Genomic DNA, 17,552 nt, shown 5'->3' with positions numbered 1-17,552 from the left:
TTAGCCGTCTGCCTGTTTGGACGGTTGCGGTCTCTATTGGCTTGCTCTCGTCGCTTTCTTACGCACAAGACCAGCCCAAACTCGCCACAGACGCCACCAAGGCGGCCAACGCCAAGCTGCTTCAAGATCTGCCGTTCAACGACAACACTTCTTTCGAGGCGGCCCACAAAGGTTTCATCGCGCCGCTACCGCAAAGCGTGCTCACCGGCCCCAACGGCAACCAGATCTGGGACCCGACCAAGTACGGCTTCATCAAGGAAGGCCAGCCCGCGCCCGACACCGTCAATCCGAGCCTCTGGCGCCAGTCGCAACTGATCAACATCTCCGGCCTGTTCAAGGTGGCCGATGGCATCTATCAGGTCCGCAACTATGACCTGTCGAATATGACCATCGTCGAAGGCAAGACGGGCATCACAGTCATGGACCCCCTGGTGTCCTCGGAGACCGCCAAGGCGGCGCTGGATCTGTACTTCCAGAACCGCCCCAAGAAGCCTGTCGTCGCCGTCATCTACACGCACAGCCATGTGGACCACTATGGCGGCGTACGCGGCGTGATTAACGAAGCCGACGTGAAGTCCGGCAAGGTGAAAATCTATGCGCCGCTTGGCTTCCTGGATGCAGCCGTGGCCGAGAACGTGATGGCAGGCACCGCGATGAGCCGCCGCGCCAGTTACATGTACGGCAACCTGCTGCCTCCCAGTCCCACCGGCCAAATCGGGGCCGGTCTGGGCACCACGACATCTGCAGGTACGGTGACGCTGATCCCGCCCACGGACATCATCGGCAAGACAGGCGACACCCGCACCATCGACGGGCTGACCTACGTGTTCTTGTATGCGCCGGGTAGCGAGGCGCCAGCCGAGTTCCTCTTCTACATCAAAGAAAAGAAGGCGCTCAACGCTGCCGAGGATTCCGCGCACACGCTGCACAACACATACTCGCTACGCGGCGCCAAGATTCGCGAGCCGTTGCCGTGGTCCAAATACCTCAACCAGGCGATGAGCATGTGGGGTAGTGACGTGCAGGTGATGTATGGCATGCACCACTGGCCGGTGTTCGGCAATAAGCAAGTCAACGACCACTTGGCACAGCAGCGCGACATGTACCGCTACATCAACGACGAGACGCTGCGCATGGCGAACAAGGGCATGACCATGACGGAGATTGCCGAGCAGTTCAAGATGCCCAAGGCGATTGCCGCGAACTTCTCCAATCGCGGCTACTACGGCTCGGTCAACCACAACGTCAAGGCCACGTACGTGCTGTACCTGGGCTGGTTCATCGGCAACCCCGCCACTTTGAACGAGTTGCCACCGGACGAAACGGGCAAGCGCTACGTGGACATGATGGGCGGCGCCGACAACCTGCTGAAGAAGGCCAAGGAGTACTACGACAAGGGTGACTATCGCTTTGTCGCTCAGGTCGTGAACAACCTCGTGTTCGCTGATCCCAATAACCAGGCCGCCAAGAACCTTCAGGCAGACGCACTGGAGCAATTGGGATATCAGGCCGAGAGCGGCCCGTGGCGAAACTTCTACCTCACCGGTGCCAAGGAACTGCGTGAAGGAGTCAAGAAGCTGCCGACACCGGACACGGCCAGCCCCGATACGGTACGTGCGATGAACATGGAACTGTTCTTCGACTACCTGGCCATGCGCCTCGATGGCGTGAAGGCTGATGGCAAGACCATTCGCATTAATCTGGACTTCACTGACCTGAAGAAGAAGTACGCACTGGAGATGGAAAACGGCGTGCTCAACCATACCGAAGGCCGTGTACTCAATAACGCCGACACCAGCTTGACGCTGACGCGCGACACCATCAACAAGATCATGCTCAAGGAGACCACGCTCAAGGATGCGATCGCCTCAGGCGCGGTCAAGGTTCAGGGCAACGAAGGCAAGCTGGGTGAGCTGGTTTCCTATCTGGATAACTTCGACTTCTGGTTCCCCATCGTCACACCATAAGGCGTGGGAAGCTCCTGCCGCCTCCCGCCATAGGTTCGAAGGCAAAACGTTCTGGTCGTGAAGCGATTCGTTGTGGCCTCCTGTGTCGCGCTCCGTTGCGACGTAAATCGAACACTCCGCGTGGCGGCATCGGCGGCAAAATAGCCGCGCCTTTCTCCCTGCCCTCGGCGTGCGCCGCCCGCGCTCCCGGCTCAACGAGGGGTACTGGGGGCCGGCTCAGCAATCGTCGCGAGTGCTGAACCGGTCTCTTTCATCAAGGCCGAGCCTGCCTCGCCTGCGGAGGACGCCTGCTTGAGGAGTGGCAGGGACATGGGACGCTCATTCAGCTCAAGTTGTTGATTTCCTTCAACTTCTCCATCAACGTGACGTTTTGTGGAGCGACCTGAAACTGAGCTTACATGTTTTCGATCATCACCTGACCGAAGCCCGAGCAACTCACCTGCGTAGCGCCATCCATCAGCCGCGCGAAGTCGTAGGTGACCTTCTTGCTGGCGATCGACTTCTCGATCGAGCTGATGATCAGGTCGGCCGCATCCGTCCAGCCCATGTGGCGCAACATCATCTCGGCGGAAAGAATCTCGGAGCCCGGGTTCACGTAGTCCTTGCCCGCGTACTTGGGCGCAGTGCCGTGGGTGGCCTCGAACATGGCCACGGTGTCGCTCAAGTTCGCCCCGGGAGCGATGCCGATGCCGCCAACCTGGGCTGCCAGGGCATCGGAGATGTAGTCGCCGTTCAAGTTCAGGGTCGCGACCACGGAGTACTCGGCCGGGCGCAACAGGATCTGCTGCAGGAACGCATCGGCGATGCTGTCCTTGACGGTGATTTCCTTGCCACTCTTCGGATTCTTGAACTTCATCCACGGGCCGCCGTCAATGAGTTCCGCGCCGAATTCCCTGGCGGCCAAGGCGTAGCCCCAGTCACGAAAGCCACCTTCTGTGAACTTCATGATGTTGCCCTTGTGCACCAGGGTCACGCTGGACTTGTCATTGTCGATCGCATATTGATATGCCTTGCGCACGAGCCGCTCGGTGCCTTCGCGTGAAACCGGCTTGACGCCAATACCCGAGGTATTCGGAAAGCGAATCTTCTTGACGCCGAATTCTTCTTGCAGGATCTTGATGAGTCTTTTGGCCTTTTCGCTTTCGGCCTCGAATTCGATACCCGCGTAAATGTCTTCCGAGTTCTCGCGGAAGATCACCATATTGGTCTTGTGCGGCTCCTTCACCGGGCTGGGCACACCCTGGAAATACTGGACCGGGCGGAGGCACACATAAAGATCCAGTTCCTGGCGCAACGCGACATTGAGCGAACGAATGCCACCGCCCACTGGCGTGGTCAACGGACCCTTGATGGAAACCACATAGTCGCGTACGGCATGCAGGGTTTCCTCCGGGAGCCAGACGTCCGGACCGTAGACCTTGGTCGACTTTTCACCGGCGTAGACCTCCATCCAGTGAATCTTCTTCTTACCGCCGTAGGCCTTGGCCACCGCTGCATCAACCACCTTGATCATCACCGGCGTGATGTCCTGGCCTGTGCCGTCTCCCTCGATAAACGGAATGATGGGCTGGTCGGGCACATTCAGAGAATTGTCGGCGTTGACCGTGATCTTCTGGCCTTCAGTCGGGACTTTGATGTGCTGATAGCTTGGCATGTGGTCGGGCGCTCCGGGGAGAAATGTCGAGGAGTGGTGACTAGGAGACAGTGTGTTTCCAGTCGGCTGAATGGCCGTAGAATTTTAGACGCAACCGGCAAAGGCTCTAAACATCTGTCAACCACAGATCAGGCGCCTTCGTTGTTGGCAGACCTTCTGCTGGCCGGGAGGCGTTTACAACCCATCCATGAGGAATTCAGTAATGAGCAAGATTCTCGCAGTCATGATCGCCGGCCTGTTCGCAGCTGGTGCATACGCCCAAAACCCGAGCGGCACGTCGGACGAGCAAGGCAACGCGACCAACAGCAAGTCCCAGCAACGCGCTGAAACGAAGAAGAGTTCGAAGGCACAAGGCCAGGTGAAGACACCCGCCGGCGACATCGCCAAGACGCCCGAAGGCGGCGCGATCGGCACCGACAAGGCTGCCGCATCCGGCGAAGCACGTGCTGAAACCCGCGACACCCGCCGCACCAACAAGGACGGCACCAAGAAGCGCCGTTCGACCCAAGGCGGCACGCCCGATATGCCGGGTGCGAAGTAAGTCGCGACCCGCGTCCATCAAAGCGCCCTGCGGGGCGCTTTTTTGTGGTCCGTCGCACATCGAAAGTCGGGAAAGCCATCGCCGCCTCCGGCAGCGTCGCCGCAAGATGTAAGCTTCGCAGCCCGATTGGAGGCCATGGGGTCGAACGCCCTTCCTTGGCAACCTCCGCCGTTTCCTTTCAAGAGTCAACCCATGTTCCAGCGCCTTTTCGCCCTTCTCGCCCTGTCATTGACGGCCATGGCCCCTGCCTTGGCGCAGGAACCGCAGACGGATCTGCAGCGCGTGCGCCTGACGGCCGGCATGTACCAGATCGACGCCCAAGTAGCGCTGCAACCGCGCGAGCGTGAGATCGGCTTGATGTTCCGCAGGGAAATGCCGCAGCAGGAAGGCATGCTGTTCGTATTCGAGGAGCCGTCCACCCAGTGTTTCTGGATGAAGAACACCATCCTGCCGCTCACGGCCGCCTTCGTGGCCGATGACGGACGCATCGTCAACCTGGTCGACATGCAGCCGCAAACCACCAACACGCATTGCTCCGAGGCGCCGGTGCGCTATGTCCTGGAAATGAACCAAGGCTGGTTCGCCAAGAAGAACATCAAGAAGGGCGTCAAGCTCGGTGGCCCACCGTTCGAAGCGCACCGCTAGAAATTAACCTCCCCCCGAACGCGCCTGCGGCGCCATGGGCGGCAGCCCTAGGCGGAGCTCTTGCGGGCCGCCAAGGCAGGCTTGGAGCCGCGGCCCTCGGCCCCTCGAGGGCGCGCAACACGGCCCGGCAAAGCCGAGTCCGCGGGTGCCCACGCATGGGTTCGATCGCCTTGTTTTCATGCGCCGCCAAGAAAAAGGCCGACCTCATCGGGTCGGCCTTGCCTGATCGCCGAGCTTCGGATCAGCTGAAGTTCTTCGCGGCGAAATCCCAGTTGGCCAGCTTGGCCAGGAAGGTTTCGACGAACTTCGGGCGCAGGTTGCGGTAGTCGATGTAATAGGCGTGTTCCCACACATCGATGGTCAGCAGGGCGGTGTCCGCGGTCGTCAGCGGCGTACCGGCGGCGCCCGTGTTGACGATGTCGACGGTGCCGTCCGGCTTTTTCACCAGCCAGGTCCAGCCCGATCCGAAGTTGCCGACGGCCGACTTGGTGAAGGCTTCCTTGAACGCGTCGAAGCTGCCCCACTTGGTCTCGATGGCCTTGGCCAAGGCGCCGGTGGGTGCGCCGCCGCCTTGCGGCTTCATGCAGGTCCAGAAGAAGGTGTGGTTCCAGATCTGGGCGGAATTGTTATAGATGCCGCCGCTGGACTTCTTGACGATCTCTTCGAGCGTCATGGATTCGAACTCGGTGCCCTTCTGAAGGTTGTTCAGGTTCACCACGTAGGCATTGTGATGCTTGCCATAGTGGTACTCGAGCGTTTCCTTCGAATACTCGGGGGCCAGCGCATCCAGTGCATACGGCAGCGGAGGAAGTACGTGTTCCATGTTTTTTGACTCGCGGGTTGGTTGTGGGAGTGCAGCATTCTAGAAAGGATTGCCGCACCTGATGTCGGACGCAGACGCTTCCCCTCAGGCTGCATTGACCGTCATCTCCACGATCCCGTCCGCCAGGCGCGCCTGCACCGCGTCGCCGGGGGCGAGTTGCCGTGCGCTGGTGATCGCACGCCCTTGCGGGTCTGCGAGCCACGCGTAGCCGCGCTGCAGCACAAGAGCCGGGTCGAGCAGCTGGAGTCGATCGCCGATGCGCCCCAGGCGATCTTGCCGCTGTGCCAGCGCGCGCGCGAATTTCAAGGGCAGGTCGGCTTGCAAGACCCGCTGCGCTTGCGCCAGCCGCTCAGTTTTCGAGACGACCGCATAGTGGAGGCGCTGCGCTTGGTGCGCGAGACCCAGGCGCTGGCGGGCGACCAGGCCGGAAGGCCGTCCGAGCCGGCCCGCGGCCAGGTCCAGCCGCTGCTCGAGCGCATCGAGGCGGCGGCCGAGCGCGTCGTCCAGCCGTTCTCCCACGAGGCCGAGCGCGTCCAGCCACAGCGCCTGCGGGGCAGCCACCAGTTCGGCCGCCGCCGTAGGGGTGGGTGCGCGAACATCGGCGCAGAAATCGGCGATGGTGAAGTCGGTCTCATGGCCGACACCGCTGACCAGCGGCGCCGGACTTGCCGCAATCGTGCGCGCCAGGGTTTCGTCATTGAAGGCCCAGAGGTCTTCGATCGAACCGCCGCCGCGAACAAGCAAGATGGCGTCCGGCGCCGGGACCAGCGCGTAGAGCGCTCGCAAGGCGTCGACCAGTTCGGCCGGCGCCTGTGCGCCCTGCACTGCCGCGGGCGCCAGCACGACTTCGACATGCGGCGCGCGGCGGCGCAGCGCCGTCACGACGTCATGCAATGCGGCAGCGCCCAGCGAAGTCACGAGGCCGATGCGCGTTGGCATCACCGGCAACGGTCGCTTGCGGGCTGGATCGAACAAGCCCTCGGCCTCCAGCCGTGCCTTGCGCTGCAGGAACTGCTCGAACAGGGCACCCTGGCCGGCGCGGCGCAGGCTTTCCACGACCAGTTGCAGGTCCCCCCGGGGCTCATACACCGCAAGACGGCCACGCACCTCGACCTGGTCGCCGTCGCGCGGCTGGAAATCCAGAAGGCTTGCGGCACGCCGGAACATCGCGCAACGCAACTGGCCCGCTTCGTCCTTCAACGAGAAATAGCAGTGGCCACTCGACGCGCGGGAGAAGCCGGAAATCTCGCCGCGCACGGTCACCGGATTGAAGCGCGCGTCGATCGCATCGGCCACCGCGCGACAAAGGGCACCTACGGGCCAGACTCGGCGCGCCAACGCCGAAACTTCATTAAATTCACCCACACGAAATCCATGGAAAGCGAGTTGGCCCGGTGATTGCTCCACAGCCGCATGCACCAAGCGCGGGCAGCCCGCCGATGTCGCCACACATACAGTCTCTGCCGTGCAAGTAATTGATTTGATTGAAGAATATGCTGCTCAAAATTAAGTCGATCTAATGAGAGCCCCTGTGCATGCGGCTCCGGACGCCTTTCCAGCGCAGTTACTCACAAAGTTGTCCACAGAAACTGTGCGTCTGGTCTTACAGGGTTGGCGCTCCCTTCGCAGACCCGTCGCTCGGAGATAATCGCGCCGAATTTTGCAATCCACCCGGCTGGAGAATCATTTGTTATCGATCATAGTTGCCGCGGGCTGGCCCATCTGGCCGTTGCTCGCTTGCTCAGTGCTGGCGCTTGCGCTGGTCATCGAGCGCTTCGTCAACCTCAAGACCGTTCGCGTCCTGCCACCCAAGTTGCTCGACGAAGCCATCACGGTATCGCATTCCTCGATTCCGGGGCCGGACGTGGTCACCAAGCTGGAACAGAACTCCGCGCTCGGGCAGGTGCTGGCTTCGGGCTTCCGGGCGCTCAACGCGAATCCGCGTTGCACGGAAGACGATCTGCGCGCCGCCATGGAAGCGGCCGGCCGCACCGTCGCGCACAAGCTCGAGCGCTGGCTGCCGGCGCTGGCGACCATCGCGTCCGCCGCACCGCTGCTGGGGCTGCTGGGGACGGTGATCGGCATGATCGAGATCTTCGGTTCGCAGTCGCCTGCGAGCGGGGGCGTGGGGTCGGGCAACCCGGCGCAACTCGCGCATGGCATCTCGATTGCGCTCTACAACACGGCCTTCGGGCTTATCGTCGCGATCCCGACGCTGATCTTCTGGCGATACTTCCGCACGCGCGTCGACGAGTACCTGCTGAACCTGGAACTCGCAGGCGAGCGCTTCGCACGACACCTGAACGCGCTGAGGAAGTAGCCGCATGCCCTGTCCCATCCTGAACTCGCTACCCCTCGGCTCATCTGAGCGGGCCTGCGGAGGCATGTCGTGACGCGGGGCCGCATGCATTTTCGCCACGGTGCGCGCGATGAACCGGAGATCAACCTGATTCCGTTCATCGACGTGCTGCTGGTGGTGTTGATCTTCCTGATGCTGTCGACCACGTACAGCAAGTTCACGGAGATGCAACTGCGGCTGCCCGTGGCGGACGCGGACGCGCAGCGCGACTACCCCAAGGAAATCATTGCCGCCGTGTCAGCAGACGGTCGCTATTCGATCAACAAGACCGTCCTGCCCGATCGCAGCGTCGAAACGGTGGCCGCCGCGCTCTCCTCCGCATCACGGGGCGGCAAGGATTCGGTGGTGGTGATCAGTGCCGACGCCAATGCCTCCCATCAATCCGTGATCACGGTCATGGAGGGCGCTCGCCGAGCCGGGCTGATGCAGATCACGTTCGCGACGCAATCGGCCGCACAGGCCGGGCGCTGAAGCTTGGATCTGCAGCGGGCATGGCTCGGTCGCGGCCCGCTGGCGCGGCTGCTGTGGCCGGTCTCGCTGGTCTTCGGCGCATTGGCGGGCCTGCGACGCTGGCTGTACCGGCTTGGCGTCTTTCGCACCGAGCGCGTGGACGTCCCGGTGCTGGTGGTCGGCAACGTCATCGCAGGTGGGTCGGGCAAGACGCCCGTGGTGATCGCGCTGGTCCAGCATCTGCGCGCGCGCGGCGTCCAGGTCGGCGTGATCTCGCGTGGCTACGGCCGCAAGACAACGGATTGCCGGGAGGTGCTGCCCGGCGCCGACCCGCACGAGGTCGGCGACGAGGCCGCGCTGACACGCCAGCTCACAGGCGTGCCGGTCTTCGTCGCGGCGAAGCGCATCGAGGCCGCACGCGCCTTGCTGCAGCAGCATCCTCGAACCCGGCTCATCGTGAGCGACGACGGGCTGCAGCACCTGGCGCTCGCGCGGGACTTCGAGATTTGCGTGTTCGACGATCGCGGCGTTGGCAACGGTTGGTTGCTGCCGGCGGGACCATTGCGCGAGCACTGGCCGCGGCGCTGCGACCTGGTGCTGCACACCGGCGCCCGGCCGGCATTCGACAGGGGCTTTCGTTCGCAACGCACGCTGGCCGACCATGCATTGCGCAGCGATGGCAGCCGTGTCTCCCTCGCGGAATTGGTTGGCCAACCCGTTGTCGCCCTGGCCGCCGTTGCGAAGCCCGACGGCTTCTTCGAGATGTTGCGAGCGCGCGGCATCCAGCCAGAACGCTGCTTGCCGCTGCCGGACCATTTCGATTTCGAGGACTGGCAACGCCCGCCAGGGAACCAGCTCCTCCTTTGCACCGAGAAGGACGCCGTGAAGCTGTGGCGCGTGGCCCCGGAAGCGTTGGCCGTGCCGCTGGTGTTCACGCCCGAGCCCGCGTTCTTCGACGCGCTCGACGCAAAGCTATCATCGCTCGATGGACACCAAGCTGCTTGAATTGCTGGTCTGCCCCGTGACCAAGGGGCCGCTGACCTGGAACCCGGAGAAGCAGGAACTCTCTTCCCGCTCCGCACGCCTCGCCTATCCGGTGCGCGACGGCATTCCGGTACTGCTGGAAAACGAGGCGCGAACCCTGACCGACGACGAGTTGGGGCTTTGAGCAACGCCGGATCGCTTCCGGGTGCTGCGTCCCCCGCTTCAGGCCGCGACGAGGACAACGGCGCACCTCGCGCGGACGTTCGCTTCATCGTCCTCATTCCCGCACGGCTCGCGTCGACGCGTCTGCCGGACAAGCCGCTGGCGGACATCTGCGGCATTCCCATGGTGGTCCGTGTCGCGCAACGGGCGGATCTGTCGAGCGCGACGCGCGTCGTGGTCGCCGCCGATGACGTGCGCATCGTGGACGCCTGCCGCGCCCATGGCGTCGAAGTCCTCCTCACCCGCACCGACCATGTGAGCGGCAGTGATCGGCTGGCGGAGGCCTGCACGTTGCTCCGCCTGGCCGACGATGAAATCGTGGTCAACGTGCAGGGCGACGAGCCGCTGATCGATCCGTCGCTGATCGACGCCGTGGCGATGACCCTTTCCAATGAACCCGAAGCATCGATGAGCACCGCCGTGCACGCCATCGATTCGACTGAGGATTTCCTGAACCCGAACGTGGTCAAGGCCGTGCTGGATGCGCGGGGCCATGCCCTCTACTTCAGCCGTGCACCGATACCGTGGTGGCGCGACGGCTTCGCCAGCGAGTCGCCGGGTGCGCTGCCGACGCCGGCGCCATTGCGACACATCGGCATCTACGGCTATCGCGCCGGATTCATTCGCCAGTTCCCAGCCCTGCCGCCCGCGCCTATCGAATCCGTCGAAGCGCTCGAACAATTGCGCGCCATGTGGCATGGCCATCGCATCGCAGTGCACGTGAGCGACCATGCCCCGGGTCCGGGCGTCGACACGCCGGAAGACCTGGTGCGCGTCCGCGCGCGCGTCGCCGCGACGCCATAGCCAGACAGCGGTTTTCCCCCAGAGGGAGGGGCAAATGCCCATGCTATCCTCGAAGCAGTCATGACACCTGACCTGCCCGAGCGGCATGCGTGGGGTGTCAATCGATATCCCAAGAACCCTTTCGAGGACACCATGAGACTGATTTTGTTGGGCGCCCCCGGGGCAGGTAAAGGCACGCAGGCGACTTTCATCTGCAAGAAATACGGCATACCGCAGATCTCGACGGGCGATATGTTGCGCGCCGCAGTCAAGGCCGGCACGCCACTGGGACTTCAAGCCAAGTCAGTCATGGAATCGGGTGGGTTGGTCGGCGACGACCTGATCATCAATCTCGTCAAGGAACGTATCACGCAGCCCGATTGCGCGAATGGCTTCCTGTTCGACGGCTTCCCCCGCACGATCCCGCAAGCCGAGGCGATGAAGGCCGAAGGCGTCAAGCTCGACTACGTGCTGGAAATCGAAGTGCCCTTCGAGGACATCATCGAACGCATGAGCGGACGTCGTTCGCACTCGGCATCGGGCCGCACCTACCACGTCAAGTTCAATCCGCCCAAGGTCGAAGGCATCGACGACGTGACCGGCGAGCCGCTGATCCAGCGCCCCGACGACAACGAAGAGACCGTGCGCCATCGGCTCGACGTCTACAGCCAGCAAACCCGCCCGCTGGTGAACTACTACGCCACCTGGGCCAAGACCGAGCCTGAGGCCGCGCCGAAGTACCGCGCCATCGCCGGCGTCGGCAGCGTGGACGACATCACGCAACGGGCCTTCGCGGCGTTGAGCAACTAAGCGAGAGCGAGAAGCGGGGCCCGGACGCGGGCCCCTGATTCGACGCGCTGCGTCAGCGCGACGGCTGGCGAGTCAGCAATTCAAGCATGAGTGCAATGCGCGCCTTGACCGGACTCAGCCCGCCGGCATCGCGCAACGCATCCCCGGGTTTGGGCAGGATGCGGCCATTGGAGCAACGCGTGGCGCGCAGTACCGCGATGCCCGCTGCCTGCGCCCTGAGCGCAGCCGCCTCCAACGCGTGATGCAGCGTGCCGTTGCCGGTGGCGGCCAGCACCAACCCCTGGACGGCGTCCGTGCCTCCAACTGCATGCTCCCGGACCAGCGAATCGACGATCGCGCCGCTCGCGCCGGCATGGCTCAGCATGATTTCCACGCGAGGCGCAGCACTGGCGCCTGAAACTGCGTCGATCTCCGCCGGCGACCACTGTGTGCTCGTCGAGGGCCAGCTCCGCACGGAACGAACCGCACCCTCCTCGACATAGCCGATCGGTCCGGCGTCGCCGGAAGAGAAGGCATCGAGCCGATAGGTGTGGACCTTCTGCACATCGAGCGCCCCATGGATCACTCCCGCGCAGACCGCGAGCACACCGCTCGCATTTGCCGTAGCCGCAACGACTACCGCATCCCGCACGTTCTGCGGCCCGTCAGGCGACAGCGACGTCGCCGGCCGCATCGCACATGTCAACACCACAGGCTTCTGCGACCGCAGCGTCGAATGCAGGAAGAAGGCCGTCTCTTCCAGCGTATCGGTCCCATGCGTGATCACGAGACCGACGACATCTGGCTGCACCAGCCAATGCGCGCAACGCGCGGCCAGGCGCTGCCAGATCGCGAAGTCCATGTCCTTGCTGTCCACCTGTGCCACCTGCTCCGACTGCAACGTGACGCCAGCCACCTCGATGCCACCCAGCAACTCCGACACGCCGACCTCCGCCGCCGTGTAGCCGATGTTGTCGCCGGGCTGCGTGGACCGGCCGGCAATGGTGCCTCCCGTGCCGAGGACCACCACGCGCCTGGACTCCTTCACTGCCTTGCTCGCGACCATGCTTGCCATCTTTCAGAAACTGGTTAAAAATACAGGTACTGGATATTCAACCAGTGCCGCAAGGAGTCAAGCGCATGCTCAACCTGTCGAACTTTGCCGTCAAGCTTACCGCCCGCCAGCAGCAGATCCTGGACTTGATCCAGAGCGCTATTGCCCGGACCGGCGCGCCGCCCACACGAGCAGAAATCGCGGCTGAATTGGGCTTCAAGTCCGCCAACGCGGCCGAAGAACATTTGCAGGCGCTGGCGCGCAAGGGCGTCATCGAACTGGTCAGCGGCACCTCGCGCGGCATCCGCCTGAAGGGCGAGGTCTTGCGCGCCATCAACGAAACACGCTCCAGCCAGTATTCGCTGGGCCTGCCCGGCATGGCCCAATTGGCGCTCCCCTTGGTCGGCCGAGTCGCGGCAGGCTCGCCGATCCTCGCGCAGGAACACATCGATCAGACCTACTACGTCGAAAACACGCTGTTCCAACGCCAGCCCGACTATCTGCTCAAGGTGCGCGGCATGTCCATGCGCGACGCGGGCATCATGGATGGCGACCTGCTCGCAGTCCAGTCCACCAAGGAAGTGCGCAACGGCCAGATCGTCGTCGCCCGCCTCGGCGATGAAGTCACCGTCAAGCGGCTGCGGCGCAACAAGCAGGTGATCGAGCTGCATGCCGAAAACCCCGACTACCCCACCATCATCGTGCAGCCGGGCGAGCCCTTTGAAATCGAAGGCCTGGCCGTCGGCCTGATCCGGAACACGATGCTGATGTAGCCATTACCGACGCAACAGGTGGCGGGCGTATGGCGAAGAGGCCATCACCCTGTTGCGGTCGACCTGAAGAAATCCTGCCTGTGTTCAACCTCTGACCAATCTGGAGTTCACATGGGAATCGCTTTTCTGACCTTGGCTGAAATCTTCACGCCCCTGCAATCGCTGGCCAGCCGATGGATGCCCGCGCGTCGCCGGAGCGGGCTGCGCTACGTGGCGGTGCGCCCCGGATGCACGGCCCGCGCATCCGCGAGCAAGCCGACGCCTGGCGCCAGGCCCTTGCGCGTGGTGCGCATACTGGATGCACAGCGCACGACCACCGGTGCGGGCCGCGTCGTCATCTCGGGCCGCATGGCCGATGTCTGCGCCGAGCTCGACCGGCTCGCCGCGCTGGAAGCCGCGGACGATGCCAGGCGCCTGATGCATTGAGCCATCCTTGCGGGCGCGACACACGCAGCGCACGGCCTTCGAGGGTGCAAGGCACAATAACGTGCCATGAATATCGTGATCCTCGACGACTACCAGGATGCGGTGCGCAAATTGCGCTGCGCGAGCAAGCTCGACGCCTATGCCGCCAAGGTCTATACCAACACCGTCAAGGGGATCGGCCAACTGTCGGTGCGATTGAGAGACGCTGACGTGATCGTCCTGATTCGCGAGCGCACCCAGATCTCCCGGCAACTGGTCGAGAAGCTGCCCAAGCTCAAGCTCATTTCGCAAACCGGCCGTGTGGGCAGCCACATCGACGTGAACGCCTGCAGCGAATTGGGCGTCGCGGTGGCCGAGGGCAGCGGTTCGCCGCTTGCTCCAGCCGAGTTGACCTGGGCCCTGATCATGTCCGCGATGCGCCGGCTGCCGCAGTACATCAGCAACCTCAAGCACGGCGCATGGCAGCAGTCCGGCCTCAAGTCGGCCTCGATGCCGCCGAACTTCGGCCTGGGATCGGTGCTCAAGGGCAAGACGCTCGGTATCTGGGGCTACGGCCGCATCGGGCAACTGGTGGCGCGCTATGGACAGGCCTTCGGCATGCAGGTCGTCATCTGGGGACGTGAAGCGAGTTGCGCCAAGGCGCGATCCGACGGACTGCAGATCGCGCCGAGCCGCGAGGCATTGTTCGAGATGTCCGATGTGCTCTCGGTGCACCTGCGGCTCATGGACGAGACACGCGGCATCGTGACCCTGGCGGACTTGTCGCGGATGCAACCGACCGCGCTGTTCGTCAACACGTCGCGCGCAGAGCTGGTCGAGTCCGACGCCCTGCTTGCAGCACTCAATCGGGGCCGGCCCGGTCTCGCTGCGATCGACGTCTTCGAGAGCGAACCACCGCTGCAGGGACACGCGCTGCTGCGCCTTGAAAACTGCATCTGCACGCCGCACATCGGCTACGTCGAGCAAGAGAGCTACGAGCTCTACTTCGGCCAGGCTTTCGACAATGTCGCGAGCTTCATCAAGGGCAATCCGACCAACATCGTCAATCCTGGCGCCTTGCAGGTTCGCCGTTGAGTCGCCCTCCGCTTCCGGGCGCGCTCTGGGCGCTGCTGGCGGGCAACTTCGTCATCGGCACCGGCGTCATGCTGGTCGCGGGCACGCTCAACGAGATCAGTGATTCGTTCGGCGTGAGCGTGGCTGCAGCGGGCCAGCTGATGACGGCGGGCGCGCTGGTAGTCTGCTTCGGCGCACCGCTGCTGGCAGCCCTTGTGGCGGGCTGGGACCGGCGAACGCTTCTGGCGCTGACGATGGTCTGGTATGCGGTCTGCAACGTGGCGGCATCACTCATGCCGAGCTACCTTGGGCTTCTGCTCATGCGCATGCTGACGATGCTGGCGCCAGCCATCTTCACGGCGCAGGCCGCGGCGTCAGTGGGCATGCTGGTTCCGGCGGATCAGCGCGGCCGGGGTGTGACGTTCGTGTTCCTCGGTTGGTCGATGGCATCGGTGCTGGGCCTGCCGCTGGGCGCGTGGCTCGGCGGCCACTACGGCTGGCGGACTGCATTCGTGGCCATTGCCGTCGCCGCATTCTTCAGTGCGGCCGCGATATGGTGGACGATGCCGAACGGCATTCGCCCCGCGGCACTCACGCGGGCGGCCTGGGTGCGCGTCTTCAGGAGTCCGGCCTTGATGGGCGTGCTGGCGGTCACCGCATTGCAAAGCACCGGCCAATTCGTGGTGTTCGCCTATTTCGCCCCCTTGCTCAAGCAGCAACTCGGCGCCGACGCAACGACGCAGAGCTTTATCTGGGGCTGGTTTGGCGCCTGTGGCCTGGTCGGCAATCTCCTGGTCAGTCGCTACATCGACCGCATTGGCGCGGGCCGCGCGGCGCTGGTGACCACGGTGCTCATGGCAACGAGCCTGTTGCTGTGGCCGCTGGGCATCAATTTCGTGGTCTTCGCCCTGGTGCTGCTACCTTGGGGCCTCGGCTGCTTCGCGGCCAATTCGGCCCAGCAGGCGCGGCTGGTCGGAATGGCGCCGGCGATGGCGCCCGGGTCGGTCGCGCTCAACAGCTCGGGGATGTTCATCGGGCAGGCCATCGGCGCTGCCACCGGGGGTTGGCTGCTGGCGCAAGACGCCGCGAGCTGGATGCATTGGGTCGGCTTCTTCACGATGCTTGCGGCGATGGCGCTGAGCATTGTGGTTGAGCGCTTGCCAAAGCCGGAGTGATTCAACCAACCTTCCGCCCAATGCGCGCGCGTGCGGCGCGCGGGCGAGAGCAGGGGCAGCAGCAGCTCTTGCGGATCGGGTAAGCCTGCTCTCGGGTTCCCAACGTTTCAACGGCAGCACCGGTGACCGGCAAACCCAATTCGCGGCGCGCCCGCGAAGGGCTCCCTTTTGCATGCCACTGCCTTGAGTGGCGCGATCGGAAATGCAGCGCCACCGCAACGGATATCAACCGTAGCGTAGGTCGCCGCTCTCAGCGCTTGATGATGCGCTTCGGCGCGATCTCCGCTTCGGTCTCGGGATCGAACAGGTCGAAGTCGATGATGTGCGGATCGGCCGGACCCGAAGCCGGCGCTGTCGGCGGAGGCTCGATGGGCGCAGCGATGGTCTCGAAAGCAGTCTTGTCGAACTGCGCCAGGTCCATGTCGACGGCCGGCTTCGTCTCGGACGATTCCACCGGGCTCATTTCGGTTTCGGCCAGCAAGCCTGCATCGATCTCGCCGTAGATGGAGGGGAAAGCTTCGATCGGCGGCTTGGGGGTAGACGGCGCCTTTGTCGTTGCCGGCCTGGGCTCGGGGATCAACGGGGCGGGGATCGATGCGGCCGGCATCATCACGGTCGGCTCGCTCATCAGCGTGGCACGCGCCGTGGGTTGCATGTCATGGCTGAACGTGTCGACGAACGGGATCGGCGTGATCGGCGCGGGCGCCGTGTCGGGGTCGACGACTTCCTTCGCAATGGCGTAGAGCAGCAACAGTTCCTGGTAGGCGGCAAGGTCGAAGGCCTCGTCCTCGTGCACGCCCGGCTTGCGGAACACCAGTTCCTCGATGAGCGCCAGCGTGCCTGCGGTCGGCCACTGCGATTCGATACGGGCGAGCGCGCTGCGGTAGTGCTCCAGGCCGCGACCACCGAGCGAGAAGTCGTCGAACTCGGGGACTTCGGCATTGAAGGCGCGCTCGAAGTCCGTCGCCAGGTGGGCGTACTCATCGCGACGACCCAGCGCGTGATAGATCTTGAACAGGTCGAGATAAGCCAACGCGCTGGTATCCGGGTTGGCCGCGATGTGCTCTACGAGCACGGCGATCGCCTGGTCGTGCTGGCCCAGCGAAAGGAAGAAGTCCGATTGCTGCTGCACATCGAACAGTTCCTCGGTATTGACCGGGCGCGTGGCCGCGACCTCGACGGGCGCGACGACCGCGACGCCAGTGGGACCATAGGTCGTATCGGCATTGGTCGCCGCCAGCAATGCGGCGTGGCGCGGATCGAGTTCACGACCGCCCAGCGGCGCACGCTGGGTGGGCTCGTGCTCGTCTTCTTCTTCGTCGAACTTGCTGTCGGCGGGCAACACGGGAGGTGCGCCGCTTGGTGCCGGGCGCGGTTCGGGCGCATCGCCCCACCAGGCTGGCGCCGTGGCGCGACGCGACACACGCCAGAGCAAGCCGATGGCGAGCACCGCCAAGGCCAGCAGCGCGACAAGCATGTAGACCAGCGGATTGCGATAGCGGCTCTCGCGGGCATCGGCCAGCTCGCTGCGCATTTCGAGCAGCGCGCGCTGGTTCTGCGCGGTTTGTTCCCGCAGGGCGGCCAAGGTCGCCTCGAGCGACTGAATGCGCTGGGATTCGCGCTGCGCGTCTTCCGGCGGGGCCGCGAGCGCTCGCCACTGGGCAGCGGCTTGGGCGCGCTTGGCCAGGTCCTCGGTCGCGGGAACGGTCAGTTGGGGGGAAGTCTTCAGGCCACCGTCACGCGTGAGCGCAGGTTCCAGGGCCTCGATTTTCAGCCGCGGACCCGCCGGCGGCGCTTCGACAGCCGGCGCGGGAGCGGGTGGCGGCGGGACCGGAGCAGCAGCCACGGGCGCGC

General features: G+C 64.1%; 18 protein-coding genes. 13 read left to right on the top strand and 5 right to left on the bottom strand.

Annotated elements, in window-relative coordinates; translation table 11 throughout:
* Positions 1-8: 8 nt before the first annotated feature.
* Positions 9-1,967 carry an alkyl sulfatase dimerization domain-containing protein gene (locus tag HB681_RS36710; protein WP_213959829.1) on the top strand — a complete coding sequence of 653 codons (1,959 nt, stop codon included), beginning with the start codon at positions 9-11 and terminating at the stop codon, positions 1,965-1,967.
* A gap of 394 nt (positions 1,968-2,361) precedes the next feature.
* On the opposite strand, the gene icd is transcribed toward HB681_RS36710, so the two are convergent.
* A complete protein-coding gene (icd, locus tag HB681_RS36705) occupies positions 2,362-3,621 on the bottom strand; it encodes an NADP-dependent isocitrate dehydrogenase (RefSeq protein WP_213959828.1) in 1,260 nt (419 codons plus the stop codon).
* Between the two features lie 223 nt (positions 3,622-3,844).
* Here icd and HB681_RS36700 point away from each other — a divergent pair, with 223 nt between their 5' ends.
* Together HB681_RS36700 and HB681_RS36695 are read left to right on the top strand one after the other, a co-directional pair.
* The gene (locus HB681_RS36700; protein WP_256354026.1) at positions 3,845-4,162 is read left to right on the top strand and encodes a cell envelope biogenesis protein TolA; all 318 of its coding nucleotides are present in this window, start codon (positions 3,845-3,847) and stop codon (positions 4,160-4,162) included.
* A gap of 192 nt (positions 4,163-4,354) precedes the next feature.
* On the top strand, positions 4,355-4,807 hold the full coding sequence (locus tag HB681_RS36695; RefSeq protein ID WP_213959826.1) for a DUF192 domain-containing protein: 453 nt from the start codon (positions 4,355-4,357) through the stop codon (positions 4,805-4,807).
* Between the two features lie 241 nt (positions 4,808-5,048).
* Here the strand turns inward: HB681_RS36695 and HB681_RS36690 are convergent, their stop codons facing one another.
* Positions 5,049-5,630: a Fe-Mn family superoxide dismutase gene (locus HB681_RS36690; protein ID WP_213959825.1), complete on the bottom strand. Its 582-nt coding sequence runs from the start codon at positions 5,628-5,630 to the stop codon at positions 5,049-5,051.
* A gap of 84 nt (positions 5,631-5,714) precedes the next feature.
* Positions 5,715-6,995: an exodeoxyribonuclease VII large subunit gene (gene xseA, locus HB681_RS36685; RefSeq protein ID WP_213959824.1), complete on the bottom strand. Its 1,281-nt coding sequence runs from the start codon at positions 6,993-6,995 to the stop codon at positions 5,715-5,717.
* Positions 6,996-7,317: 322 nt separating this feature from the next.
* On the opposite strand from xseA, the gene HB681_RS36680 reads away from it, so the two are divergent.
* From HB681_RS36680 to adk, 6 genes are all read left to right on the top strand, one after another.
* The gene (locus HB681_RS36680) at positions 7,318-7,950 is read left to right on the top strand and encodes a MotA/TolQ/ExbB proton channel family protein (protein WP_213959823.1); all 633 of its coding nucleotides are present in this window, start codon (positions 7,318-7,320) and stop codon (positions 7,948-7,950) included.
* Positions 7,951-8,034: 84 nt separating this feature from the next.
* Complete coding sequence (locus HB681_RS36675; protein ID WP_213959822.1) at positions 8,035-8,460, top strand: biopolymer transporter ExbD; 426 nt, start codon at positions 8,035-8,037, stop codon at positions 8,458-8,460.
* Positions 8,461-8,463: 3 nt separating this feature from the next.
* Positions 8,464-9,444, top strand: a complete 981-nt coding sequence (lpxK, locus tag HB681_RS36670) for a tetraacyldisaccharide 4'-kinase (protein ID WP_213959821.1) — start codon at positions 8,464-8,466, stop codon at positions 9,442-9,444.
* The gene (locus HB681_RS36665) at positions 9,425-9,607 is read left to right on the top strand and encodes a Trm112 family protein (protein WP_213959820.1); all 183 of its coding nucleotides are present in this window, start codon (positions 9,425-9,427) and stop codon (positions 9,605-9,607) included. The genes lpxK and HB681_RS36665 overlap by 20 nt, the downstream gene beginning before the upstream one ends.
* Positions 9,608-9,693: 86 nt before the next feature.
* Positions 9,694-10,449, top strand: a complete 756-nt coding sequence (kdsB, locus tag HB681_RS36660) for a 3-deoxy-manno-octulosonate cytidylyltransferase (RefSeq protein WP_345944814.1) — start codon at positions 9,694-9,696, stop codon at positions 10,447-10,449.
* Positions 10,450-10,581: 132 nt separating this feature from the next.
* Complete coding sequence (adk, locus tag HB681_RS36655; RefSeq protein WP_213959818.1) at positions 10,582-11,238, top strand: adenylate kinase; 657 nt, start codon at positions 10,582-10,584, stop codon at positions 11,236-11,238.
* 52 nt (positions 11,239-11,290) lie between these two features.
* Here the strand turns inward: adk and HB681_RS36650 are convergent, their stop codons facing one another.
* Positions 11,291-12,283: an asparaginase gene (locus HB681_RS36650; RefSeq protein WP_213959817.1), complete on the bottom strand. Its 993-nt coding sequence runs from the start codon at positions 12,281-12,283 to the stop codon at positions 11,291-11,293.
* A gap of 74 nt (positions 12,284-12,357) precedes the next feature.
* Between HB681_RS36650 and lexA the strand changes: the two genes are divergently transcribed.
* The 4 genes from lexA to HB681_RS36630 all read left to right on the top strand — a co-directional run bounded on the left by lexA (position 12,358) and on the right by HB681_RS36630 (position 15,698).
* The gene (gene lexA / locus HB681_RS36645; RefSeq protein ID WP_213959816.1) at positions 12,358-13,044 is read left to right on the top strand and encodes a transcriptional repressor LexA; all 687 of its coding nucleotides are present in this window, start codon (positions 12,358-12,360) and stop codon (positions 13,042-13,044) included.
* 111 nt (positions 13,045-13,155) lie between these two features.
* Complete coding sequence (locus tag HB681_RS36640; protein ID WP_213959815.1) at positions 13,156-13,470, top strand: hypothetical protein; 315 nt, start codon at positions 13,156-13,158, stop codon at positions 13,468-13,470.
* A 66-nt stretch (positions 13,471-13,536) separates the two neighbouring features.
* Positions 13,537-14,544: a D-2-hydroxyacid dehydrogenase family protein gene (locus tag HB681_RS36635; protein ID WP_213959814.1), complete on the top strand. Its 1,008-nt coding sequence runs from the start codon at positions 13,537-13,539 to the stop codon at positions 14,542-14,544.
* Complete coding sequence (locus HB681_RS36630) at positions 14,541-15,698, top strand: MFS transporter (protein WP_213959813.1); 1,158 nt, start codon at positions 14,541-14,543, stop codon at positions 15,696-15,698. Before HB681_RS36635 ends, HB681_RS36630 begins: the two co-directional genes overlap by 4 nt.
* A gap of 250 nt (positions 15,699-15,948) precedes the next feature.
* Here the strand turns inward: HB681_RS36630 and HB681_RS36625 are convergent.
* Positions 15,949-17,552, bottom strand: a 1,604-nt coding sequence (locus tag HB681_RS36625; protein ID WP_213959812.1) for a hypothetical protein, incomplete at its 5' end; no start/stop codon positions are given.

The sequence above is a fragment of the Variovorax sp. dw_954 genome (assembly GCF_018449755.1).
Lineage (GTDB): Bacteria > Pseudomonadota > Gammaproteobacteria > Burkholderiales > Burkholderiaceae_C > Variovorax.
This window is presented reverse-complemented; position numbering and strand designations above follow the sequence as displayed.